Source organism: Methylobacterium haplocladii (assembly GCF_007992175.1).
GTDB lineage: Bacteria > Pseudomonadota > Alphaproteobacteria > Rhizobiales > Beijerinckiaceae > Methylobacterium > Methylobacterium haplocladii.
In genome coordinates this window covers 1-25663 of sequence record NZ_BJZT01000050.1, presented here as the reverse complement: position 1 = coordinate 25663, position 25663 = coordinate 1, and the positions used below count along the sequence as shown (strand labels likewise).

Here is a 25663-nt window from a genome sequence, read left to right as displayed (position 1 = left end):
GCTAGTGCCGTCATCTGACGGAGCAATGCCTTCGTCGCATCGAGATTCGCTTGAGCTTCCGACAGATCGACCGAGTTGGCATTGCTGTCGGCTCGCATCTCGATGAGATCCCCCTGCAGCTTCGCCAGTAGGCGCGCCAGCTCGTCGACCTTGCGTCTTTCGGCAGGCGGTTGGTCCCGCTCTTCTCGGCCGTTGGCGAAGCGGTCGGACGCGGCAGCCACGTCACGTGCTCCGCCCATCACCCCTTCGGCGGACAGCCCGCAAGTAGTCAGGAGAACGACGATCGGCGTGCCGACCACGACGGAAGACAGCTTGTACATACAATATTGCCTCCGGCATCCAACGGACCCTATGCGAGATTGCCACATTGATCGACAATCATAAAGCGACTCACTTCCGACTTGTGAGATTAGTGTTCTTCCGGCGACCAAGTCCTGAAGCGCGCGCGATTTGGGACCGTCGCGCCGCGTAATGTGGCGCGACCATCGGATAATCATCAGGCAGCGCATATTGCTCGCGGTAACTTTCCGGATCGAAGCCGAGGCTGGCCAGGTGGCGCTTCAATGACTTATAGGGCTTGCCGTCAACGAAACTGATGAGCGCATTTGGCGTGATCGATTCCTGCACCCGCTTGAGCTTTGCCCACTCGTGGCCGCGATCTCGGCCAGCCTCAATGCTCGAGATCGTGACATGCACGGCGTGAATGAGAGTCAGCATCTCGGACGGTGAGGCGTGGTTCTTCATCACGTAGGCCGAAATGATTTTCGCAGTGAGATCCACTAGCGCCGTTCCGCGTGTCGTAGGCTCGGGCGCCATTGTATTAATCCCCAATATACCTCGACCGCAGAGGATGTACCCATAGTCTCAAGTCTTGATTGCCGGTACGTCATGTCTCTCGGCGTCGAAGTTTCGGTTGCTATGAGTCAAACTCACAAAAGTTATACGAACGAAAATTTTTGCTGCTGCGGGTATGGTTGGTGATGCTGTGGGTCATGGATCGAGCCTCCGGCATTCCAATGATGACCCACGACGGTTGCGCAATAGCGATCCCTGAAGTGATCTATGCTGAGGCGAGGAGCCGCGACGCCATGCGCCGGAAAAGCGCCCGTGATCCGGGGACGATCATAAGCGCTGCCGCAACGTACGGGGACCGAACCGGGCCGCGGTCTCCAAGTTCGGACAGGTGGTGCGGTCGGCGGAGGCACTGGATCCGCGTCATGCTGCGTTCGCGGGTCTCGAGGCAGCGCCCATCGTGGTGAGAACCGCCCTACACCGCGGCATCTGCGGAGTTCGCGCGCTCACTCAGGCCACCGATGCTGCTTTTCCGGTCCCGGCGTAGCCCCCGGAGGTCGTCGTAAAAGTCGACGAGATCGCTCGAGATTGTTTGCCAGCTCAGACTGCCGCGCGCGGCCTGCCTTGCGCCCGCGGCCAGCCGCGTGAACTCGTCGGGCGTACGGAGCAGTCGCGACAGGGCGACCGCCAATGCACGAGGGTCACCGGGTTCGATCAGCAATCCGTTGTGACCGTGCTCGACCACGTCGGCCAGACCGCCGACCCGTGAGGCAACAACCGGCCGTCCGTTTCCGAAGGCCGCCGACACGACGCCGCTCTGTGTGGCGTTGCGGTAGGGTGTCACGACAACGCTGGCGGCCTGGAACTCGGCGACAACCTCGGCCGGCGACAGGTACCAGTTTTTGACCGTGATCCCGTTCGAGGCCCCCAGAAGGTCGGCGTGCGCATCGAGTGCCGGCCCCTTGCCCGCGAGGACGACCTCGAATGCGGCACCGCCGATGTCGATCTGCGGCACGGCCGCAAGCAGAATATCGAGGCCCTTGTAGCCTTCCATCCGGCCGAACATCAGGATGCGTCGCGGATCGGGCGCGCGCAACTGACCCGGCTCGGGAACGAGGATCGTGCCGTGGGCCGTTGCGAGGTGCGGCGGCACCTCATCGCCCTCATCGGTCAGGCTCTGTCTGAGCATTCGTGCGCAGTAGCGCCCATGGACGTGAAAACCGTCTGCCGCACGCCGGCCGCGCAGACGAAACGGCTTCATGCGTTTCGCCCAATCGCCGTCCCGGCCGGAATGCGGGATGGGATCGTGCACCGTGAGGACGACCGGCCAGAGCGCACGCGCCAGCTCGCAGATCCGGACCGTCAGAGGATCTGATTGCTCCTGCACGTGGACGACGTCCGGCCTGAAGCGTGCGATCCGGGCCAGTATGGCGACGAGTGATATGTGGCTTCCGATGCGGCCATCGGCGCTGAAGTCGATGATCGTCACCGATCGTGCCGCCTGAAGCTGCAACGACTTGGAGCACTCGGCGCCGAAGTTCTTGCGGTTGACGATCAGCAAGACCGCGCAGCGTTCCGACAGGCCGATCGCGAGGCGGGTCGCGTATTCCGCAAAGTGTGGGGCGAACAGAACGACTCTTCGCACAGACATTGTCGCCTCCTTATCGCCTCACGAAGGCTCGCGCTGCAGGGGTTTCGGCCATATCAGCAGGGGGAGGTAGAAGACCGCGTACAGCGCGCAGGCCAAACCGGTCGTCACGAGGGTCCTCTCGCCAAGAGGCCGAACCAGAAAATCGGCGCCGGCGGCCAACGGGAGTGCTGCGAGGGGTGGCAATGCGTCGCGCCACGTCGCCGGGAAGAAGCCGAAGATCCGAAAGACCAGCCCGGACCGCGCGACATTCACCGCGGCGAAGGCGAGCGCCACGGATACCGCGCAACCGGCCTGATCGTAGATCGGTATCAGTAAGCAGCAGGACGCGACGAGCACGACGATCCCGCCGAGCAGGATGCCGAACTCCAGCCTATGCCGTCCGGTCATGGACAAGCAGAATCCGAGCGGCGCGAAGATCGCACTCAGAAGATGCCCGAAAGCGATGAGGCCGGCCACCGCCGGCTGGAAGGCGAAAGACTTTCCAAACAGCAAGTCGAGATGGCTTCCGAAATAGGCGACGCCACCGAACACGAACCCCGCTACGAGCGAGGCTTGCCGCGCATAGCGCCGGTAGATCGCCCGCAGCCCCTCCATGTCACCGCGCTCGTGCGCGGTCGCCACCTGAGGGCCAATGCTTTGGCTCGCGGCCAAGGGATAAAGCTGCACGAGCTGGGCTATCGCGCTCAGCGCCGAGTATTCACCGACGGCCTTCGCCGTACTGAACGCTCCGAGAAGGAGCACGTCGACCAAGCGCAGCGCGCCGTAGACCAAGGTGCTGCCGGCAAACCAGACGGAAACGGAAAGAACCTCGAACGCCCTGCCTGCCCCGCGCGCGACGTCCTCGATCGCGGGCGGTGTCGGGATTTTCGCCCGCAGCCGAAGACCGAAATGCACGAGCGTTCCGACATAGCTCAAACCGAGCTGCGCGATGTTGATCAGGATGACCGTGAGGACGGTTGGAGAAAGCTGCAATACCGTTACGACGAGCAAGAGCCGAACCAGCGATTGCACGCCTATTGTGAGGAGTGAGTAAAGCCCGAAGCGTGACTCGCTCTTGTAGACACTGCCGAGAATCGAAAGGTCCGCCGCAGCCGGCACCACGAGCAGCGAAAGCCCCAAAAGGACCATGAAATCCGGGTATTTGTAGACAAAATGCGAAACTACATAATCATAAGGTAGGAAAATACAGACCAGCAAACCTATGTTGATGACGAGGCACACAACCCGCATAAAGCCGAGCGTTTCCTGGATTTCCCGACCTTGGGCTCTCTGAACGCCATAGAATCGAAGGAGCCAGATCTCCAGACCGAGCGGGGCAACGATCGAGATCATCGTGAAGGTGTTCCGAACGAGATTCGAGATGCCATACTGCTCGACGCCAATCGCCCGTGCGATCATGACCCCAGTGACGAATGTCGCGATCTGTTGGAATATCTGGGCGGCAACGGCGAGCAGGACATCTGCTTTCGCATGCGCGGCGCGAACGAATTTCTGCGGTATGGCTTTCGTATGATCGGCCACGTCGGTGAACAGCGATGTGCCGCTAAAAATATGGACCGGCATTAAGTCGATCGCTCCGTAAATAAAGACGATGCCGCCGCATTGGAAGGCAATTCTGTTATCGCGCGGCGAAACAAAATTGAAAATTCAGACTCGTAGAGCGACAACCGATTTTCAAATATATCGTATTCGTTTCATTTTACAATTATGTTTTGGTACCCGGAGGCAACCGAGCCTTTGGCTGCCATATTGATTCTCAAGTGGAATTGCAGGCGATATACACGGCAGCGATCTTTGCGGGCACGCCCGTATGCGTCAAGGCAAATACCGCAGTACGTACCTTTGGTGCTTCCCCATTGCAGATCGCCCTCCTCCAAGCTCAGCTACAAACAAGCCGCTAATCCGGACGGCCGCATGACGGGTCGGACCTGGATTTGCGTCGGAACGCGGGGTCCCCGGGGCTGCTTTCGATCGGCATAGGAGCCGACGTTCACGATCGTTAGTATTAGCAAAATGGTCGTCGTTGAGCCTCGCCCGGACTAGATGTTCGAGCCATCGCGACGCCTTCGTCCATCTGAAGGTCGTCGTCGGCGCCGGCGAACCAGCATTCCAGAGTCGATGCCGGTCAATGCTTCGTCAGCCCCGAGAATCCGACGAACAGGACTGCGAACGGCGCCCTGTCTGCTGTGGCTTACGAGCCCAAAATCGGATGTCAAATTGTGCATTAATCTTTTGTTAACGTACGTAGTCCAATGAGGCGATTACTGATTTCGCGTTTCTCTTCTCGAGGACCACGATGCTTTTCATCGCCGCAGCTGCCCTGACCGCTGGCTCGGTCACCGTCGCGGTGATTGCTCCGCTCAACTTGCTTCTCGCTGTGGCGCTCGGACCGGTCGCGGGAACTGGTGCCGCCGTTCTTGCGACGGTCTTGGTGGCGCGTCGCCGGGGAGAGGACGAGCAGGACGGAGCCGACAGCGACGAGGAAACGGACAGGATGGTGGCCTCGCTTCGAGAAATGGGCCGCCAAGCCGCAGGTCCGTCGGGCTCGCCGATCGCAGGTCCGACCCGTTCGCGCGTCGCGTAGTGCGCGTCTGAACGTTCGGTCTTGTCTAGAAATCCTGGGGGAGCCGTCTCGGAGGCCTCCCGCGGACCCGACGTCACAAGCACGAGTCTTCAGAAGCTTTGCCATCGAGCGTTCGCGTGAATGCGGTTCATGTGCGCCGGTCAAGCGCGAATTCCCACCGTAAACACATGATCCCCGGATTTTAGTACCGGGGATTGGCTGCTTGAGGCCCAACTTTGCCGATCGGGAGACGGCCACAATGAAAATCTATGCCGCTTTACAGGACATGATTCGTTTCAGCCGCGGTTAACTGGACTGCGCCATTCTGACCGGAGGACTGAACTGCCAAGCTGGAGTTGAGTGCGTGGTGTGCACTGCCACGAATCGCGAAAAAAGGCATAAATTCACAGATATTATTTTCGCGGCACCTGTATCGATATCATTGGAAGCTTCTAGATTATCACAATATTCCCATATAAAAAACATGTTGATAACCAGTTGATATGTACGTAGGTTCGCCGCAGAGGCAAAAAAAACCGGCAGACAGTCGGACATACAGTATAAAAATAGGAAAAACCAAAACAATCATTCAGGAAAGTGGGGCGAGATGGCAAGCGAAATCACAGACTCATTTTGGGAGCAGACATCTGGTAGTCCTTGGAGCATTCAACGTGCAGGGGACCGTATCTTGTTTGAGGTTCGCGGTGGCGATCGCTGGGTAAATGATCCGACTTCGAAGAATAGATCGGAAATACTGGAAAGCAGCACTCATCAGAACGGTTCGACAATTAACGTCAATTATAAATTCCAGGTAATGCCGGGCCAGCTGAACACTGCCGGCTGGCTTGTCATCGGACAGTTTCACCAGAATGATTATCCCGGGGCGCCTGCCAACTCGCCGCCTTTCGAGATCGATCTCACCGGCGAGCGGATGTTGATCACGGTCGGCTACACCGGGAGCAACGGCAGCCCTGTCTACAAGAACATCTACCTGGACACGGCGGACATCGTCCGTGGCCACGATTACAGCATGAACGTCACCGCCAAGTTCGACCCGGCGGGTAACGGCTATCTCAGCGTCACCCGTGATGGGCAGGAGATCGCCAGTTATCGCGGCCCGTTGGGCTACTCGACGCAGAGCAGCGTCTACTGGAAACAAGGCATCTACCGGGCCGCCGCGCCGGAGACCATGGCCGTCTCCTACACGATGCCGACGATCACCGAGGGCATGGGGAGCGCTCCCGTCACCTCGCCGCAGCCCTCCACACCGCAGGAGCCTTCGACCCCGGTGGTGCCTATCGTAGCGCCGGTGTCGTCGACACCGGACACTGGGATCCCGGCCAGTTCGCCTCTGCCGGATCCACTGCCGGGCGCGGCGTCGGCCGGATCCGCAAGCACGGCCCCGATCACGATTAACGACGGAAGCGGATCCAACGTGGTCACTGGCGGTGCCGGAAACGATACCCTGCGTGGCAATGACGGGAACGACACGCTGATCGGAGGCGCCGGCAACGATTACCTATCCGGTGGTTCCGGCGATGACGTGCTCATCGGGGGCGCGGGCGCGGACACGATGTACGGCGGCGCGGGCGTCAACCGATACGTCTTCCTGAGCGTCGACGACGCCCCCGTTACCGGCGCCATGGATGTGGTCGATTTCCGGGAGGGCGCCAAGGGAAGCAAGATCGATCTCTCGGCCATCGATGCGAACGCGCTAGTCGGCGGCCGGCAGGCGTTCAAGTTCGTTGGGAACGCAGCGTTCTCGGGCACCGCGGGTGAGTTGCGTACCGAGAAGAGCTCGCAGTCTGGCTGCTACCTTGTGACGGCCGACGTGAACGGAGATCGGACCGCGGACATGCGCATCCTCGTGGGGGCGTCGTCCCTTTCCGCAAGCGATTTTCTGCTCGGGAATTGAAACTCTGCCGTAACGCCGTGCGTAAATTGCTGCCCCCGCCCGCCGGGCGGGGGCAAGCACCGCAAAATCTTCCGCCGAGCCGTCATTCGGCTGTCCGGCGTCTCGCGCGAAGCTACATGAACTTGTCAAGAAAGACGAAGCGATCGCTTCTGATCGTCGACGAGCGAAGATGGCTACTGTCCCGGTAATATGGAACGCCCTTCCCGTCGAGGGTCGGGCAATGACGGTCCGTGCAGAGAAACTCCATTGGGTCGAGAAGGGTCGCGCCGACGCTGTCCGCCAAGCTCTTTAGCCTGGCGCGGATCGCACCGTAACCTTGGAACAGTATGTCGACGTCGATATCACCCGCGCCGAGCACGGCACGTCCGAGAAATGTGTTCTTCACGAGAGCCGATGGCACATCCACTTTGCTGTAAGGAAAAGGAAGCACCACGGTCAGTGACTTTCCGCGGGTTTTGATTTGACGCAACTGGCCTTCCATGGCGTCGAGTGAGTTGCTAAGTAATGATACAACATTTTTGCTATCTCTGGCGACAATACAGCCGTCTTTAGCAATGAAGCATATATTTTTTGGTCCAATCTTGAAGTAATCGTACCACATTGAAACGAGCATGACGTGGTCGAATTCGGATGACTCGGCATATTTCAGCGCTTTGGCGATGAATTTATCGCAACGAAATCCGACCTCAATGCGATTGATATTAAGGATCGGCGGGCAGCCGGCGGTTGTTAAGAACGTGAATCCACGAGTGGGATCGTTATCGCTGATTTCGCGAGCGCGGCTGAAGAGTTGCTGGGCGAAAGAATCGCCCACGATGAGGGTTCTGCGCCCACTCAACGCGCCGACATGGCAGGGACGGAGTTCCTCGCTGAAACTCAATCCGTTGCAAGTGCCGCTCGGATAATCCCAATCGTGCATCGCCAGCCGTGAGGCGCGGAAGATTTCACGGTTCTCGGGTTGCCGCCACTCCCCGCCGCTCGTGAGCGCGATCCCGGCAGCGCTCGTCCCGACCAAGAGAAAAGTCGCCCCGAATGCGAGCCGTTCGTAGGCACCGATCTTCGCCTCGCGCAGTCGGCCGAAAGATTGCGCGGACATCAGGCGCGCGCCGAGCGCGCATCCGGCCATGATCACCGCAATCAGGCAGAAGCTGGTCGCCGCCGGATCGGCCAGCGCGAGATACTCCACGCCGACGATCACCGGCCAATGCACGAGATAGATGCCGTAGGACCAGAGACCGATCCAGACGACGGCAGCATTCCGGTAGAGCGGCAGCCCGTCGTCGCGGGCGGCGATCACCATGACGGTGCCCGCAACCGGCAAGAGGCAGCCGAAGGACGGCCAGGGCGTCAGCGAATCGAAGACAAGAAACGATACGCCGATCAGCCCGAAGCCGATCAGGCCGAAGGGCCTCTTGAGACGCTGGGGCAGATCGACCGGCCAAAGCGCTACCATTCCACCGGCGAGCATCTCCCAGGCGCGGGTCGGAAGAAGGAAGAAGGCGCTTGCCGGACGGACTCCGGCCACGACGACCGACAGGGCAAACGACAGCCCGATCGCGATCATGACCGAAGCCCCGACGCGCCGCCGCGTTCGGAGGATGCGATAGAGCAGGTACATCACCGGTGGGTAGAGAAGATAGAACTGCCATTCAACAGATAACGACCAAGTATGCAAAAGCCACTTTTCGTTCGCGTCGTTATCGAAATATCCAACCTGTTTCCACAAATCAATATTGGAAATGAATAATATAGAACTTATAACAGATCTTGCAATTTCTTCGTATTTTATAGGGTCGACCCAGAAATATCCGAAAACGAGCACGGCGGCGCAGGTTGCCAGCAGGCCCGGAACGATGCGGCGCACCCTGGCTGCGTAGAAGCGGGCAAAACTAAATTCCCCCCTCTCGATCCCGCCTGCGATGATCTTCGTCATCAGGAAGCCGGACAGGACGAAGAAGACGTCGACACCGGCGAACCCGCCGGACAGCGCGTTGAGTTTCAGATGAAACGCCACGACCCCCGCGACGGCGATCGCTCTAAGGGCATTAAGGTCCAACCGGTAAGTCATCGACGCCCCTCGTCCTCATGCTCAATGGAGCGTCTTGCAGTCGCCTTACCAAGGTCCCACCCCGCGAGTGGTATTATCGTGTGAGCGCAATGAGCAGCGGACCAAATTTCCCTAACCAGTCTCAGCCTACCATCAACAATTATGATTAATCAAATAATGCTGAATTTGTATTTGATATATTAGACTGATGACTGCATACCCGCCGGTGGCGGTGCCATTCGTTCCTCGCGCGAATCCGAAGCGGCATCCGGCGGCAGGATCGAAGTCGCGGAAATTCAAATTGCTAGTTCTGTCTAGAGGGCCGAGCCCCGCCTCCCGTGCCGTCGACGAGGTGACACCCTGGCGAGACGGCTTGCATGGGCGGTCCCGGGCGCCTGCAATGTCTTGGCGATGGTGGGGCGAGCGCGCTCTCGCAACGAGGATCTATTTCGTGACGCGATATCTCAGTCCCACGAAGGTCCTCGCTCTGGCGCTCGTTCCGGTGGTCGCCGGCATCTACCTGTATGTCTTCAAAGATCTCTCGGCAGTCGTCGGTGGGGACGTGCCAAGTTACGTCAATCTTGATCCGTCTCGACCGGTGGCTTACGGCGCCTTCCTCAATGCTGCGTTGAAGCTTGGCTTCGGCCTCGACGCCATACCCTTGATCCAGGCGGCGTTCCTTCTGGGCTGTTTGTGGGCCACGGCCTGTGCTTGGACGGCATGCACCGGGCAGTTTCTGCTGGCGCTCGCCTGGCAGGGTCTGACCGTTGCGAATGTCCTGCTCGTACAGTCGAGCGTCTACATCCTTCCCGATACGGTCAGCGCTGCGCTGATCATGCTCGCGCTCGCTTCATGGATCGGGATAGCGGCGCGGTATTCCCGAACGCGCCTGTGTGTGCTGCTGCTCGTCTGCGGAATCGCTGGCCTTGTCAGGCCAACGAATCTTATTCTCCTGGTCGTCACCGGAGGTCTGCTGCTGTGCCTTCCGGGATTGATTGGACGGGAGAGGCTCATCGGCTTGGGAGCCGCTACGACGGTGAGCCTCCTGACATTGGTCGCATCGCCGGCGTTCTACTTTTATCGGTACGGCTCGGCTGCAACCTCGAGTCCGGCGGCCCGAGGGCTGTTGCAGAAGACCTTGTTTACCGGCTGGCCCCCCGACGAGACCGCCGCGCGCTGTGGCGGCGAGGTGATCGGAACCGCGACGCGCGATGTCGTCAAGTATCTTGAGGCCGCTCCTCCGTTGGAACGGTCTGTGTTGGAAGACAAGTACAGCAATTATCTCCGATTCTCCGTCATCATTCCGGAGTTGCAGGTCAAGTTTGATCTTAAGAGCGAGGGCGAGATCAACAGTCTCATCGCGTGCTACGTTTTTGCCAGATTCAAGCAGGACCCGATCCATTTCGGGGGCCGCTTCGCCCGCGATTACCTGCGCCTTGGACTGTATCTTGTCTTCATCGACGCTCAGCAACGCGCGCAGTACGAGACCTTTGTGGCGGCCAACCCGCCTCCGCAGCCCGCTGCATCGGTCAGGCTCGGCGATCAGATTTCCGAAGGCCTTTCTCGGGCTGGGATGATCCTTCCGCTAGGCGTCCGTCCCGATGAGGCCACCGGCCTGTTCGATCCACCTTTGGCGCGTGCGACCCTGCCGCTGCTTCTTCTCAGAGTCTTTCAGGCGCTCGCCCTGGCGATCAGCGCTGTCGCCTTGGTCCAATTCCTCCTTGAGATCGTTCGGCTGACGCGGACGACCAGCGACATGGTCATGGTGTGGTCGGCCCTGATTCTTCAGCTGAATACGATCGCCACGGCCGCGTTCGAGGTGCCGTTGCCCCGCTACATGACGCCGCTCTGGCCGCTCAGCGTTGCCATCGTTGTCCTCGCCGGCTGGATGGCAATGCCTCTTGCTCGCGCGGCGCTTCGCCGCTCCGGTTCCGAGGCGGCACGGTCCGGCCTAACGCTTCAGCCAAGATAGCAGCCGCCAGACGTTCAGGTGCCAGTGTTTCAGCGAAATCGCTGCCGACTTTGACTTGGGCAATCTCGCAGGGAGATCGAAACGGTGATCGAAAGGCAGACCCGTGTTCTCGTCGTCACCCCGCTCGGCGAGGGCGGCCGCGGTGGGATCGACAGGATGATGGACGAGATCCGGCCCTATGGGCAGTCCTCGGATTTTCGCGATCTCAGCATCAGCTTCTGGGCAACGCGCGGCAGCGGCCGCGGGCTCCGTGCGGTCGGCACCTACCTGTTCTTCCTGCTGCGCCTCCTCGCGATCTGCGTCTTTCGCCGACCGGACGTGGTGCACATCAATCTCTCGTCCGGTGGGAGTGTGATCCGCAAGGTAGCGATCTGCGCTATATGCCGGACCTTCGGTGTGCGATACATCGTCCACCTCCATGGCTCCCGATTCCGGCAATACTGGAATTCGAGCGGCCCTATCGTTGGGCGCTTCATCGCATTCATCTTCACGAAAGCGGATCGCGTCTTCGTTCTGGGCTCGGTCTGGCAGGCCTTTGTGGTCGGCAAGCTGCCGCAAATCGCCGAGAGGCTCTACATTCTGCCCAATGCCTGCCGGCGCGGCGGTGCCTCGGAGACGCCGGACGCCATCGTCCGCCTGATCTTCCTCGGTCAGGTCGGAGAACGAAAGGGCACGTTCGATCTGATCGAAGCCCTGGCGCTTCTCCCGCCGGATTTACGGTGGCAGGCGATCCTTGCCGGTGACGGCGAGACGAAGCGCGCGAGCGCGCTGGCACGGCAACGCGGTCTGCAGGACAAGGTACAGGTCCTCGGCTGGGTCGGGCCCGATCGGATCAGGGCCTTGCTGGGCAGTAGCCAGATTCTCGCTCTGCCGTCTTACGACGAGAACCTGCCGATGTCCGTCATCGAGGCGATGGCCTGGGGGCTTGCGGTGGTTACGACCCCCGTGGGCGCGGTCGAAGACATCATCGTCGACGGCGAGCGTGGCCTGCTCGTCGCGCCCGGCGATATCCGGACTCTGGCCGCCCGGCTGGAGCAGGTGATCTCGTCGGGTCCCATGCGCGAGACCCTCGGCCGAAATGCGCGCGCCTTTTACGAGGAGCATCTCAGCATCGATCGATATGCCGCGCGGCTGCACGCCCACTGGATCGAGGTGGCCTCGGATCGCGGCGGTATCGCACGGTCGGGCCATCTGCTGACGCAGGGGAATTGAATGTCCCTCGGATGGTACATCGCCCGTATCAGGAGCATGAGCGTTCCCGAGATCGTCTTTCGACTCGGCGAACATCTCGAGCGTTCGCGTGTGCGCAGGATGTCGAGGGCCTTCGCCTCGCCACCGACGCATGTCCATCTGCACACGATCCCAGGCCTCGACGATAAGCTGATCGCAAACGCGACGCCCGCCTTCTGCAGACGGCTCGACGTGACCGTCGCGAATATCCTCGAAGGAAAGTTTTCAGCCCTCGGTGCGACTTGGCCGGACACCGACCCCGAAAACCTGTTTCCCGAGGAGGCGTGGCGAATCGATCCGCAGACGGGCCGGTCATGGCCCGGATCCGAATCGTTTGCATTCGACATCAAGTACCGCGGCTCGGGAGAGCTCGGGGACATCAAATACGTATGGGAGAAGAACAGGCTTCAAGGCCTGCAGGCCTTGGCGGCCGCGGTCTCGCTCAATCACGATCGACGCGCTTTGGCAGCCCTCGAAGACGCCATCGCCAGCTGGGCGCGCCATAACCCGCCCTATACCGGTGTCGGCTGGAATTCCGGGATCGAGGTCGCCTTGCGCGGTGTCTCTCTGATCCTCGCCTACAACTTCTGCTCAGATCGCTTGAACGACCAGACCAAGCGCCTGATCCTGCAAATCCTTTCGAGCAGCAGGGATTTCCTGGAGAGGTTCCCGTCGAAATTTAGTTCTGCCAACAATCACGCGATGGCCGAACATCTCGGGCTTCTGCTCATCGAGGCGACTGTCCGGACACGAGGTGGCGATCTCCAGCGTGTTCGGCACCAGTATGCGCACATCGCGCGCGAAACCGCCCTTCAGATCCTCCCCGACGGGGCTCCCGCAGAGCAGTCGCCGACCTATGGTGCCTTCACGGCAGAGATGGTCCTGCTGGGCAATTTCGTGGCGGACACGCTCGGACTCGGTGTCTCCGGACTGGCGAAGCAGCGGCTACTCGCCTTCGCCGATTTCATCGCGGCACTCTCGACGCCGGGTGGGTCGCTGCCTGCGATCGGGGACGACGACGAGGGTCGAGTTCTGACGCTCGATGCGGCGACCGAGCGCAGTTACGTCCGCTCGGTCGCCCAGGCCATTCAAGCCACCTACGACGACCTTGGCACCTGCCGGCAGGACGAGCCCGACGAGTTGCGCAACGTTCTCTTCGGCTGCTCCCGGCTTTCGCATCCATCCGGACGGCACCTGCGAACCTTCCCGCAGGGTGGTTATACCGTGGTCAGCGATCGACGGACGGGCCGCTATCTCCACCTCGTGATCGATCACGGCCCGCTGGGTTACCTCTCGATCGCGGCGCACGGGCATGCCGACACGAACGCGGTGGTCTTCAGCATCGATGGCGAAGCGGTTCTGTGCGATCCTGGAACCTACCTCTACCATGGCGGCGGCGCGTGGAGGACTTGGTTCCGCGGGACCTCTGCCCACAACACACTCACTTTGGGCGGCGTCGATCAGAGCACGATCCGGGGCCCCTTCAACTGGGGGCACAAGGCGGATGCGAGGCTCGTCGAAACGAAGAATCGCGAAGACTGGCTCGTGCGCGTCGCGCATGACGGCTATCGGGCGCGTTTCGGCGTCGATCACGTGCGGACGATCGAAGCAGCTCCTTCCGGGTTCACGCTCGTCGATCAACTCCAGCCGAGCCCCGGCACCGAGGAAGTGAGTATTGCGTTTCAGTTCGCGCCCGGAATCAGAATCGACAACATGAGCGCCGATCTTGTGTTCTCCCGAGACGGTGACGAACTCGGGCGCTTGTCGTTCGATCACCCCGGTGATGTCTCGGTCCGAGAGGGAGAAGACCGGATCGATGGAGGCTGGGTGTCGAACCGCTTCGGAGAGATGTGCCCCGCGCCACGGGTCGTCTGGCGCGGACACCTGCCACCGCGCGGCCTTCGTACCGCGTTTCATCTTGCGCCAAACACGGCCAAGGCGGCAACGTGCCTGCGCGTGCTTGACGGATTGAGCAGTTCCTAAAGCCTCTGCCGATGATGCCGGGTCGAAAGCATCGTACGCTGCGGCGGTGAGATAACTGCGACATTCGTCAGGGGTGATGGCCGCGATGGCCTGCCGGATCGCCTTGTTTGAGATCGGTGACGGTTCGTGCCGCGGCGGAGCGGAGGAGTGCCTTCAGCTTGGCGAAGGCCTGCTCGATCAGATAAAGCTCGCGCGACGAGTAGGGCGGCAGGGTCGAGGAGCTGCGCACCGGCCGCCTGGACGGCCTTGCGCACGCCCGCGACCTTGTGAGCAGGGAGGTCGTCCAGGATGACCATGTCCGTCTGGACTGAGGGCCGGAACCAAGATGCCGGCACGTAGGCCCGGCAGCGCCACGTGGGGCGCAGCCACCATGGCCGTGGTCGCCGCGGTCTCGTCAAGGATGTCGGGATCGAGTTCGTCCGGTGCTGCGAACCAGTCCTTGCTCTCGGCCTCCACGTCGGACCAGTCCTGCTCGGCCGCGTGCGCTGTGCTCTTTTGTGCGTGATCCTGTGACGTTTATAGAAGCGCGACAGGCCGAATTCGACGCAGGCAAACAGGTTCCCGAAATCAATCACTATCGCTTTTTCGTTATGCATTTTGCTCTTTATAATGGGCACGTTTGCGCTTTTCTGATTCAACTTGAGCAACCAGCAATATAACAAACCACGTCAAACACAGGCTTCCCATAGAACTGGTTGGCCCAAAAGCAGTGCCTTCTGTAAAGGCTAAGACAAGCACACCCAAAGCTATGCAAAGTGCCGCTTGGGTAACGTTGTTTCTTTTAAAGCTTAGTGTGCATTGCCTAAATCCACACGATATACAATAAATTATTGGAGTAAATAATAGAACTATCCCAATTATGCCTGTTTCGAGTATCGTAATCAAATATCCAGAGTCTGGACCAGTTGTCGAAGCAGATATTAGTGCCAGGGCCAGCCCGTTAAAGATTTTACCTCCAGCAAGACCATAGCCCTGGCCAAGAAATGGGGCTTCATAAAATACGTCAATTGCGACGGACCAAAGATCTGTTCGTCCAGTCAGGTCTGAGCTGCGCCCAAAAATTTGAAAAAGATCGTCAGACACAAATGGTGGTATTAGCACTGCAAAAATCAACACACTCGTTACCATTACTAAAAATAACTCCGGCGTTGCGATTCGCCTTAAGTTCAAAAACAAATAAAAAGAAATCATAAATATAAACATAACTATCGAAGTCACTGACTCACTTAATAGCAAACATAACGCACTGCAAGCCAATACCGTAAATCCCAACACAATCGACACCGACCGATCTAATAAAAGTACTGTATAAAGGAACAAACAGATCGCAGCCCATGGGCCAAGCGTATTTTTATGAGTGAAGATACCTTTCCAACGCCCGGCGTGGCTGTATTGAACAATTTCCAGTCCCGAATGCCTGCCTAAAGAAGGCACTAAAATGGCGACAACCGTGCTTAGAAAAATCGAAGCGCCACACAATAGGCACAACAATTTAAACACCTTTATGGATCCCAACTCGAAACAGCAGCAGAATAGCGCCCAGATAAAGACTGAAAACTGAATAGCCTCACGCCCGACATCCTTTGGATCGTCAACCCACATAGTGGATAGTAATATAAATAGGCCAAACGGCATGAATATCCATGGAAAAATCTTACGACTGGATTCCAGTGCGCACTTAAACCAAACAAGTATAATACAAGAAAACCCTATCAAACATCTTACATATACGAGATAGGCTCCTATCGGATCGTCAGCGCCTACGGACAGATTACTGTTGAAAAACAAATCCCTTCCCACGCCGGCATAAGCGATAATAAGCAATACAAAAAGGCAACTGAGTATTTTTCTGATAAGCCTCACCCGGGAATAATCATGGTCAAGATTTGAGTCGAATAATCGAGTATTGTGTAGATAGTCGGTAGCATGCCTGCGATCTGGTCTTGAATGCATGCCTAACTCCCATCGAACTGGTCCGAAAAAATCGATAAGCGAGTAGAATAATATCTTAAAGTTCTACAGCAAAGTAACCAGCGTATTGGCCGATCCATCTGACTGTCCAAGTAAATGTTTAAGAGGGTCATTTATATTCAGGGGCTGACTTCAATGACTAGCTGGCTTTCGATTACGTGCACATTCGATTCAAGGCACTCTGGTATCGTTGTCTTGCCGCAATAGATCCCGTCGCGTGGGGGGGCTCGTCAGGTCGAACGATGCTAGTTTAGTTTATTCGATGCGCAAGGCCTTATCGGTTTGAAACGTCTCCCCTCGTCTGGAGTAGGCGCGGCGACGTCATGAAAGTCGGCGACCGTGTGGAGACGATAATGCCGACACAGTGAGCAAGCCGACGACGGATCATGTGAGGATAATAATATTTGATCTCAATAGTAAAATGAGCTGATATTTGCCAATCAAAATGGCATTAAAATAATAAAACGGTATTTATGTTGAAAAAAATCAATTATAAATAATCAAATCATTTTATAGATACAGAGACTATGCCGGATCGCTTCGGCGTATGACTAGAAAATCGACGGACGGACAGCTATAATTATATCCGACATTATCTTAGGCTGCATCCGCATGCGGGAAGGGCTCACCCGTGTGCCAAAACTTGCTGGTACTGTCGGTGCGGGGGAGGCCTTGATGGGTCAGCCCCGTGCTCGGGCCGCCCCGCAGACCCTCGGCGCGCTCGGATTGCCGGATCCAGTTCCGGAGCGTCTCGCTCGAGCAGCCGATCAGTGCCACGATCGAGTTGATCGCCGCCCATTGCGAGCCGTGCTCGGCTTGATGGGCCAGCACCATTCGCACCGCGCGGGCACCGACCTCAGGGGAATACGGTGCGGGTCGCTTCGTCATGGCTCCATCCTCTGAAGAGTTGGAGCCTCCAGGAAACCCGGCGCAGCTTACGGGCGATCTGCTGGCGGGTCAGGCGCTGGCGGCGCAGGCTCACGATCGCCGCCTGCGTCTCGGCCGGGATCGGCCGATGCAGGCTGTGGGGCCGCGACGGGCGATCCTGCAGTCCGGCGGCGCCTTCGGCCGCGAAGCGGGCCATCCCCTTGCGCACCGTCTTGGCGCACACGCCCATCGTCTCGGCCACCGCTTTGGGAGCGAGCCCGCTCCTGGCGAGCCGAACCAGGCGCTCTCGACCCGACGGCGTAAGTCGCGCATTCTGATGGAAGCACATCCGGTCTCTCCGGAAAGGCTGAAGCGTCGCAACTCCAGCGTCCTCGGTTCGGACCGAGTGGACTACCTATGGAAAGCTCACCCTTAGAGCGTGCCAAGCAAGTGCTCATACTGATCGACCATACGATCGACGGCTAAGTGGCTGACGGAGGGGCGCGCATGTTCGGCGAGCGACCTGCGAAGCTCGTGGACCGATACCTCGAACAGGCGGTCCACCAGTTGAGGCGTATCACCGGGAGGGAAGAGAAATCCGTTTCGACCTGCCGTCACGATCTCGGAGGCGCCCCCGATGTCGGACATGACCATCGGCACGCCCGAAGCCAGGAATTCGATTGCGGACAAGGAGAACGTCTCGACTGCGACGCTCGGAAGGACTCCGACATCGCAAGCTGCCACCCAGGGCCGCACGTCGTCTTGCTCTCCGGCAAGCGTGATCTGCCCCTCCAGTCCGTGCTGCCGGCATCGCTGCACAATCGCCTCGCGCATAGGCCCATCACCCACCAACAGGCCCCTCGCCGGGACGCCCCGTTTGCGCAGTTCAGCGACGGCATCAATGATCTGAACATGGTTCTTCTCGGGGCGCAGAGCGGCAACGGCCCCCACCACGAAATCATCATCGGCGTAGCCCAGTCGGCTGCGGTTCGTTGAGCGTTCAGCAGCATTGGCCGAGAAGCGACCGAGGTCTATGCCGTTGAGGATCACCTCCGTCTTCATTGCCTGGAGATTGCGGCCCTCCCAGATCCGTCTTTGGTTGTCGCTCACGTAAACGATCGCATCGGCGTGCCTCAAAGCGCCTCGGAACATGCCCAGGCGCTGCTCCTCGCTCTCCCGCAACAGGGTCGTGTGGAACACGCACGCGATGCGAGCACGGGTGGCGCGAATGGCCCGCGACACCACGCTCACGATCAGCGGAGTTTGGTTGACGGCGAGGATGACCGATGGCCGGCTTTCCCTCAGGGCGCGATGAACCCTCACCCAGCCTCCCGGCTTCGACATGCCGCCGGCACCGATCGCCATGAAGGGGTCAACTCCCTCCATCGCGAGGATGGCCGGCGAGCGGCGCGGGCCGAACACCAGCAGATCGACGTGGTAGCCGCGCTCCCTCAGTCTGTGCCGGAGGTCGATCGAGTGGCGCTCTGCGCCGCCCATGGGAAGCCCCGGCACAAAGATTAAGACACGTCGCATGTTGCTCATTCACCGCATCTGGCAAGAGGGGAGGACAGACGTGATTCAAGATCCCAGCGGTCCCATCGATGCCGCGCAAATATCGTATAGTAAACTGGACGCATCTTCATATTGCGCGAGCATCGGCACCAAATTGCCGTCACCGGACCAATTGCGCAGTAAAGCGCCGATCTGCCTGTGGCCCTGACGGCGGATGCCTCCAGAGCCGTGCGCCGCACCAGCGGCGGCGCGCCTTCGTGCTTGCCCGCGGCCAAGCGCTCGAAGGCTCGATGTTTACGGCCGCTGACGTTGCTGCGCCCTGCGCACCGCGAAATCCAAGCAACGTGCGGGAGAGCGAACGAATCGAGGCGATGCCGGCCCTTTATGAGACGGGTGGTCGCCGCGAGATGACGTCGATCGCCTCGAAGCCGCCGCCGACGTCGATCGTGTGTAGGCCGGCGGCTTTCCAGATGGGGGGCGGCGCGATGCGGTGCGTCACTGTCTGGGCATAGCCCTCGGGATCAAGGCGATCGATCACCGCTACGGTCGTCGCAGCGCCGTAGCGCGCTCGACAATCCTGAGATAATCTCATGAGGTTGCTTCCCTGCCGGTACATTCGTCCGGCCGGTCTGGCGGAGGCGGCATCGATCAGCACCGGGTTGAGTGGATGGGCCGTGAAGTCGCCGAATAAGTTCGGCGCGTGGAACAGGCCCAGCGCATCCCAGCTCGACCCACCGGGCTGGTCTATCAGGCTGGCGAACAGCCAGAGCCGTTCTTCGTGCATGATCGGCGTCGCATCGGCCACCGCAATCCCGTCGAGGAGCTTGCGCTCTGCCTGCCAGCAGAATGGAAAATCGGTCGCGCGGTAGAGCACGACGTCGCGTGCCGCCGAGCTTTCCGGGATCATCCAGATTTCGTCGCCTTGCGCGAAGATGTAAGGGTAGGACAGATGGGTGCCGGTCTCGAGCACCGGCCGCATCGGCCCCGCCAGTCCATCGGCCCCAATCTCGCACACCGAGATAATCCCCGTCTGAGTCGCGTAGGGGAATTCTTCGCAAAACAGCCAGGTGCGCCCCCGGTGCTCGATCAGGAATGGGTCGGCCAAGAAGCGCCTTCCATCGTCCGGGAGCCAAGTATACCCGGTTTCTGGTACGGAGGCGGTCTCTAAGATACTCGGCCCGCCGAGACGCCGATAGCCGATGCGCCAACTCTCCGGCGCCGTGAGCATGCGCGTGATCCGTCGCTGTACTTTCTCGGCGAGGTTCGCGACGCCGAAGCGGAAGGCTGCGGAGGAAAAGCTCGAGGCGCCCTCCTGCTCTTCGGAAACAGGAGATCGTGATTGTCCGGAACGGAAAGCAGCGGTGCCGCCGGCTGGCACGACCTCCGGCATTTCTGGCTTGGCGCCTTCTTCACCCGCAAGCGAAGAGACCGCGGACCGGGAACTGCAGATAGAATCCAGAGCGGAATGTCGGGTCGAGGCATCGCCCACTGTTGAGCGTACAAGCTCCTCATAACGGTTTCCCGCGTCCGCCCGCCCTTCTCCTATTTCGACGCTGACAGAGCCGGACCGAGAAGAGACGGCGGCGTCGGCTTGTGACGTCCCATCCCTAGCTTGTGGCCTTCCATGCCAGGAGCAGGGTGGCAGCGCGCTCCTCCGCCGCGCAACCTCGCGCAGGCAAAGGTCCACACAGCGAGCGAAGCTCGCGGCGAGGCCGGCGGTGAGCGAACCGGGCTCCTCGTTGGCGGGAAATGCCGAGCCCAGGACCTTTCCATACCCGACGAGGTCGAGGCGAGGCGATCGACCATCCAGAATGGCAGAGACCGCCGCCGCCGGAGCGGTGAGCCCGTCGAAGAGCAGGCGGATCGCGGCGGAATCGTCGACTGGTCCACTGGACAGGTCGAAAACTAGATCCGGTTGACCATCAAACGGCGTGTGCAGGATCCAGGATGGCAGCGGCGCGTGCAAGCTGAGGCGGCGTACCCGCCGACTAGCCAAGCATCGCTCTAAGTCAAGCAAAAGTTTTAGCGAAACTGGCCAATGCGTCGGTCGGCTGGCGAGAGAAATTACGACCTGATGCCCCGCGCTAAGCAGCTTTGACGTGAGCTGAGAATGCCAAGCAAAACTGGCGTCCACATCAAGGACGATCTGTATCCTCATCTCTCGATTCAGGCTCGGCGTGCTCTGGAGCGGGTCGAGGGCGGAGCGCACCATACCTTTTATCCAGACGTCACAGTTGCATTCAGGGAATACCGGATCGGGCAGATTTCCCGGATGCAGAGCGAGCCGGTCTGCCTCTCGACCTGCCCCGGTCGTTCCACCGTGCGCACGATCGAAGACCGTCGTGTCGGCAGGCCGGTATGGCCAGTCCGGCGACATTAGGGAAAGATCCGGCTCGCGAAACCAATCTTAGATGGCCTCCGTTTGACGGATATGTATTGATAATACGAGCTATTCAATCTAGCAAAAGGATGGTTCGTTTTTCAAAAATAGCCAGCAAATTTCTGTTCTGCGGGAGATCTTTCTGCGGACGCTCAGGCGTGGTTGCCGAATCTGCTGAAGGTCCGCATGGCCGAACTACGTAGGAGACGATTTTTGCCGGTATCTTTGTCGGAATTAGATTTCGGCATTCTTAACGAATGGTTGGAGACCCGCCGCGATGTCGTCAAAGCCGAGAGTTGCCTTCTTCGTCTCGGGACTGAGCCTCGGCGGGGCGGAGCGTCATACGCTCGATCTACGGGAGCGGCTGGAAGAGCGCGGCTATCCAACCTCTCTCTTGGTCTATGGAACTGGCCGCTCCGAGAATCTCGTGGCTCTGCCGGGAGCTCGAAATCCGGTGCTGCTCAATTGCCGCGGCGCCTTTGATCCGAGATCTTGGCTGCGGGTCGGTCGAGCGCTCGCCCGCGAGCAGGCCGACGTACTTTTCGTGATCAATCAGACGCCGACGGTCACAGCGATACCATTTCGCTGGTACCTGCGGTCAAAGGTCGTCGGCGTCTTCCACTCGACTCTGACCCGCCCCGGTGAGAACGGACGGGATGCTGTGTTCCGGCTTGCAGCCCGCTTTCTCGACACACTGGTCTTCGTCAGTGCCAATCAGATGCGCTACTGGCGGGCACGTGGCCTTCACGGCCGGCGTGACGCGGTGATCGTCAACGGGATCGATCTCGTGCATTTCGCACCGCAGCCGGCGGACAGACTGCACACCCGCAGCGCCTGGAACGTATCACCGGGCGACTTCGTCATCGGTTTGGTGGCGGCGATCAGACCTGAGAAGAACCATCCGCAACTGATCGATGCACTTGCTGCATTACGCGAAGCTGGAATACCCGCCAAAGTCGTCCTAGTCGGCGACGGTCCGGGGCGCTCGGCTCTTATCCAGCATATCGAAGCCCGCAACATGCAGGCGCATGTCGTCTTTGCCGGTGAGCAGGGGGACGTCCGGCCCGCTATCGCTGGGTTCGACGTCGGTGTCCTTTGCAGTACGACTGAAACCATGTCCCTTTCAGCCCTTGAAGTACTTGCGATGGGTATCCCTATGGTGATGTCGAACGTCGGGGGCGCTTCCGAGATCGTCCAAGACGGCTCCAATGGCTATCTCTTTGAGGTAGCGCGAACCGACCAACTCGTTGACCGGCTCACGTGCCTCGCCGATCCCACGGAACGTCAGCGCTTGGCTGCTGCGGCGCGGCCTTCGGCAAGTCGGTTCGGTGTTGAGCGGATGCTCAATGGCTATGTGAATCTCATCGAAGATCTCACATCCAAGAGCCGGTCAAACCACGCCTCGGTCGCTCGCACGCGCATGGTCGGGCCGTCGGAGGAGACGTCCACTCGCGGACAATCATGACAGTCTCTGGATGTCATCGCTATGGACGCTCATCAGAATGCGCGTACCGCGCCCGCTGAGCTCGACAGGACTCATCCAGCAAGGATAGCGCCCAATCTGACTGTTACATAATATTTTTATGTACCGACAAGGCGCCCGTTTCTGGGGTCAATACTCTAGCGCGCTGTGAAACCCGATTGGATCCGTAGCAGTGCTCCGGAGCGCGTCAGCGCATGATCCAAGGGTAGCGAGCAGGCTCGTTTATCATATGAATCCCGTCGAACGATTGCATAAAACGCCCGTTCATTCCGGTGCGAAAGGCCCATGACATGGCGTTACGCCGACGATAGGCACCTATCCTGCTTATCGTGAGAAACGTGTTGACTGAATATTGTGTGTAACAAATATTGACGGCCAGAAGACTGATCGAAGGGATATGCGATGGGCGTGGCTGATGGGAGTTTGGCTGCAAGCCAAAAATTCCCGAAGAATTGGCTGCGAATCTATGAGTCGGTCAGGCACCCGGTGGGCGGGAGTTGTCGCGACAGCAATCTCTGGCTCGTCGATCCGAATGTGAACTTCTTTCAAACCCCCTTATCCGCGGCAATGTCGAAGAACGGCATTCGCAACGACATCGTGATGCTGTTGGAGGATGGCGGGTACGGAACCGAACCGGCCGATACGGCCCGAACCGCGGTTCCGTCGTCGCGACTGGATAATTACGACAACGCTGTGATCGTGCTGTCCGATGAGCGCGCCTCGCACGAGACTGCCGCTTCCGATGTCTTTCAGGCCGTCGCCAAGCACCGCCATTACTATATCGTCAGCACTGCGGCGGACGGCATGGCGCAGAGGGTCGACCTGAGGGCGATCTATTCCGATGCGTTGCCGAGTGCCGATGCACCTTCCTGCGCTAAAAGTGCGAGCAAGCGTGCGCTGGACATTCTGTTTTCCGGCCTCGCGATTTTCTTCCTGTTGCCGCTTCTCTGCCTGATCGCGCTTTCGGTGAAAGCAAGCTCGCCGGGACCGGTGATCTTCAAGCAGGAAAGGCAGGGCCTCGACGGCAAGAAATTTAGCATTCTGAAATTTCGTTCCATGAGGGTCGTCCCCGATCAGGGCGACGTCCGACAAGCGGTGAAGAACGATCCTCGGGTGACACCGCTCGGGAGATGGTTGAGGAAAACTAGTCTTGACGAACTTCCGCAGCTCTTCAATGTACTCCGCGGCGATATGTCGATCGTCGGCCCTCGACCGCACGCGGTGGCGCATGACGAATACTATTTGTCCCGCGTTGTCGGTTACGCACGCCGCCGCCGTGTGAAGCCCGGTATCACTGGCTGGGCGCAGATCAAGGGTGCTCGCGGCGAGACGCCCCGCATTGAGGACATGAAAAATCGCGTCGATCACGATCTCTGGTACATCGACAACTGGTCAATCTCGATGGATGCCGTGATCATATTTTTGACATTCCGATGCCTCGTCGGGCACGATAAGGCTTACTAAAAAATAATTTTAGGAACTAGATTTTCAGTTCGTGAAGACAATTCACTTGCGCGCTGGCATTGTCGTGGCTTCTCTCGTTCGATGTACAACAGAACGAGAAAGGGGACCGACACGGCATTGTGCGGGACAAGGGAACTATTATGGCTCTTCTGTTTCATAATCCTAAAAGTGTCACCGCACAGGCCGGCACAACTGGGCAGTTTGGTCTTGCTGCCGACACGTTCAGCAATCTCGGCTCGAACCTGACCTACTCGGCTGTGCTCGGAGACGGGACGCCGTTGCCTTCGTGGATGACGTTCGACGGGGCGACCGGCACGATATCCGTCTCGAACGCGTCGGTCGTCGGCAGCTACGATGTCCTGATCCGAGCGCAGGATTCCAACGGGACGAGTGCGCCGGCAGTCGAGCGCGTCGTCATCACGGGGGGTCTGAGCGTAACGGATCCGCTGGCCGACCGGTCTTTCGCCTATGGGGCCTCGTTCTCGTTCACGGTGCCTGCCGACACCTTCACCATGGCCGCGGGTCGTACCGTCCGCTACGACTACAATGCGCTCGGTGCCATCGACAGCCTGACCGCGGGCTATGCCGGCAGCAATTATGTTCAAACGTTCCTCGCGCATCTGCGCGGTTTGTACGGCGACGGCGGTGGCGGCTACCAAGCCTTCACGAACAATCCGCCGCTCGGCGTTGGAAGTGTCGCCTCTGCCTCGAGCGGCGTCGCCTATCTCGCCGGCCCAACGGCCAATCCGGGGCTGGAGCAGTACAGCATCAACGGTCAGGGCATCAACGTAGCGGCTGCTTCCGCTTCGGACCAGTTCGTATGGGACCCGAATTCCGCCTGGGATACCGCCCGGGTCTATTACCTGCAGCAGCCCGACGGCGGCACGCTCACGATCCAGGGCGCAGGTACCAGTGCCCCGGTCACGATCAACACCGCGGGTGCCCTCAGCCTCCAGAGCGTCTTGGTGCATGCGGATCGCGGACAGGGCAACGACCAGATCACCGTCCGGGGCATGACCGGCCACGTGACCCTGTTCGGAGCCGATTTTCGCACGGATGCGGGCGGCGCCAGCTTCTCCAACGTGGCCATCGCCGGCACCAGCCTCAGCAACTGGTCGAATCTGAACACCAGCTTCCGTCAGACCTGGTTCGGGGCGCTTGCGCCGCAGGCGTATCTGCTCGACGCAGGCATGAACGATCGGGGCGTCCTGTACGGCACGAGCTACCAGACCCGTATCGATGGGATCCTCGACAACTTCGCCACGGCCTCGCCATCGACCAAGATCGTTCTCATCGGTCCGAATGACGTCGGAAGCAGCGGGCAGGTCTATCTGGACAATTACCGCTCGATCCTGGCTCAGGAGGCGGCGACCCGGGGCCTGATCTACGTCGACGACCAGGGCGTTCTCGGAAACTACGCGGCGGCCTCGGCTGCGGGCTACATGGCGGATCAGATCCATCCGAACGCAACCGGCAATGCTTTGCGGGCGGCAGCCTACCTGCGTGCGCTCGGGTTCGATCCGAATGGTCCGACCGCCGGTGCGGCGTCGTTCTTGAGTTCGGGCGCACCGACCGGGCTTGTCTACTCCGCGACATTGGCCTCCGGCGCCGCACTGCCGAGCTGGTTGAGCTTCAACGCGAGCTCGCGCACCTTCTCCACGAACGGACAGGCCGCCGCCGGCACCTATTCGGTCACGGTCACGGCCTCGACGGCAGCCGGTCAACACTCGTCCGACACGTTCGATCTCACGATCGGCGCAACGAGCTCATTGCCGGTTTTCCAGTCGGCCAGCGTGAACAGCACCAGTCTGGTTCTGACCTACAACGAGGCTC

General features: G+C 59.6%; 16 protein-coding genes and 4 pseudogenes. 9 read left to right on the top strand and 11 right to left on the bottom strand.

Annotated elements, in window-relative coordinates:
- From MHA02_RS20800 to MHA02_RS20785, 4 genes are all read right to left on the bottom strand, one after another.
- A partial coding sequence (locus MHA02_RS20800) for a hypothetical protein (protein WP_147082349.1) occupies positions 1-320 on the bottom strand: 320 nt, incomplete at its 3' end.
- Positions 321-390: 70 nt separating this feature from the next.
- Entirely contained in the window at positions 391-780 is a 390-nt protein-coding gene (locus MHA02_RS20795; protein WP_210245097.1) for a Ros/MucR family transcriptional regulator, read from the bottom strand.
- Positions 781-1267: 487 nt separating this feature from the next.
- Complete coding sequence (locus MHA02_RS20790; protein WP_147082345.1) at positions 1268-2443, bottom strand: glycosyltransferase family 4 protein; 1176 nt, start codon at positions 2441-2443, stop codon at positions 1268-1270.
- Between the two features lie 18 nt (positions 2444-2461).
- Entirely contained in the window at positions 2462-4006 is a 1545-nt protein-coding gene (locus MHA02_RS20785) for a lipopolysaccharide biosynthesis protein (protein WP_147082343.1), read from the bottom strand.
- A 733-nt stretch (positions 4007-4739) separates the two neighbouring features.
- Between MHA02_RS20785 and MHA02_RS20780 the strand changes: the two genes are divergently transcribed.
- Complete coding sequence (locus MHA02_RS20780) at positions 4740-5027, top strand: hypothetical protein (RefSeq protein WP_147082341.1); 288 nt, start codon at positions 4740-4742, stop codon at positions 5025-5027.
- A 586-nt stretch (positions 5028-5613) separates the two neighbouring features.
- A complete protein-coding gene (locus MHA02_RS22880; protein WP_147082339.1) occupies positions 5614-6921 on the top strand; it encodes a heparin lyase I family protein in 1308 nt (435 codons plus the stop codon).
- 112 nt (positions 6922-7033) lie between these two features.
- Here MHA02_RS22880 and MHA02_RS20770 read toward each other — a convergent pair whose 3' ends face one another.
- The gene (locus MHA02_RS20770) at positions 7034-8989 is read right to left on the bottom strand and encodes an acyltransferase family protein (RefSeq protein ID WP_147082337.1); all 1956 of its coding nucleotides are present in this window, start codon (positions 8987-8989) and stop codon (positions 7034-7036) included.
- Between the two features lie 430 nt (positions 8990-9419).
- Here MHA02_RS20770 and MHA02_RS20765 point away from each other — a divergent pair, with 430 nt between their 5' ends.
- From MHA02_RS20765 to MHA02_RS20755, 4 genes and pseudogenes are all read left to right on the top strand, one after another.
- Positions 9420-10940, top strand: coding sequence for a hypothetical protein (locus MHA02_RS20765; protein ID WP_147082335.1), 1521 nt, complete (start codon positions 9420-9422; stop codon positions 10938-10940).
- 156 nt (positions 10941-11096) lie between these two features.
- Positions 11097-11468: pseudogene (locus MHA02_RS23010) on the top strand (glycosyltransferase); the annotation flags it as partial.
- 9 nt (positions 11469-11477) lie between these two features.
- Positions 11478-12152, top strand: coding sequence for a glycosyltransferase family 4 protein (locus MHA02_RS22745; RefSeq protein ID WP_244612435.1), 675 nt, complete (start codon positions 11478-11480; stop codon positions 12150-12152).
- A 36-nt stretch (positions 12153-12188) separates the two neighbouring features.
- Positions 12189-14153 carry a heparinase II/III family protein gene (locus MHA02_RS20755; RefSeq protein ID WP_170249391.1) on the top strand — a complete coding sequence of 655 codons (1965 nt, stop codon included), beginning with the start codon at positions 12189-12191 and terminating at the stop codon, positions 14151-14153.
- Positions 14154-14183: 30 nt separating this feature from the next.
- Here the strand turns inward: MHA02_RS20755 and MHA02_RS22740 are convergent.
- The 6 genes and pseudogenes from MHA02_RS22740 to MHA02_RS20730 all read right to left on the bottom strand — a co-directional run.
- Positions 14184-14686, bottom strand: a pseudogene (locus tag MHA02_RS22740) (transposase); the annotation flags it as partial.
- A 55-nt stretch (positions 14687-14741) separates the two neighbouring features.
- The gene (locus MHA02_RS20750; RefSeq protein ID WP_210245096.1) at positions 14742-15653 is read right to left on the bottom strand and encodes an O-antigen ligase family protein; all 912 of its coding nucleotides are present in this window, start codon (positions 15651-15653) and stop codon (positions 14742-14744) included.
- 1158 nt (positions 15654-16811) lie between these two features.
- Positions 16812-17012: pseudogene (locus MHA02_RS20745) on the bottom strand (transposase); the annotation flags it as partial.
- 43 nt (positions 17013-17055) lie between these two features.
- Positions 17056-17340, bottom strand: a pseudogene (locus MHA02_RS20740) (helix-turn-helix domain-containing protein); the annotation flags it as partial.
- Positions 17341-17423: 83 nt separating this feature from the next.
- Entirely contained in the window at positions 17424-18488 is a 1065-nt protein-coding gene (locus tag MHA02_RS20735; protein ID WP_170249385.1) for a glycosyltransferase, read from the bottom strand.
- Between the two features lie 397 nt (positions 18489-18885).
- Positions 18886-20469 (bottom strand): glucosamine inositolphosphorylceramide transferase family protein, encoded by a 1584-nt coding sequence (locus MHA02_RS20730; RefSeq protein ID WP_147082325.1) that lies wholly within the window; start codon positions 20467-20469, stop codon positions 18886-18888.
- Between the two features lie 691 nt (positions 20470-21160).
- Here MHA02_RS20730 and MHA02_RS20725 point away from each other — a divergent pair.
- The 3 genes from MHA02_RS20725 to MHA02_RS20715 all read left to right on the top strand — a co-directional run.
- Entirely contained in the window at positions 21161-22348 is a 1188-nt protein-coding gene (locus MHA02_RS20725; protein ID WP_147082323.1) for a glycosyltransferase, read from the top strand.
- Positions 22349-22768: 420 nt separating this feature from the next.
- Complete coding sequence (locus tag MHA02_RS20720; protein ID WP_238180268.1) at positions 22769-23830, top strand: exopolysaccharide biosynthesis polyprenyl glycosylphosphotransferase; 1062 nt, start codon at positions 22769-22771, stop codon at positions 23828-23830.
- 59 nt (positions 23831-23889) lie between these two features.
- Positions 23890-25663, top strand: a 1774-nt coding sequence (locus MHA02_RS20715; protein ID WP_147082322.1) for a putative Ig domain-containing protein, incomplete at its 3' end; no start/stop codon positions are given.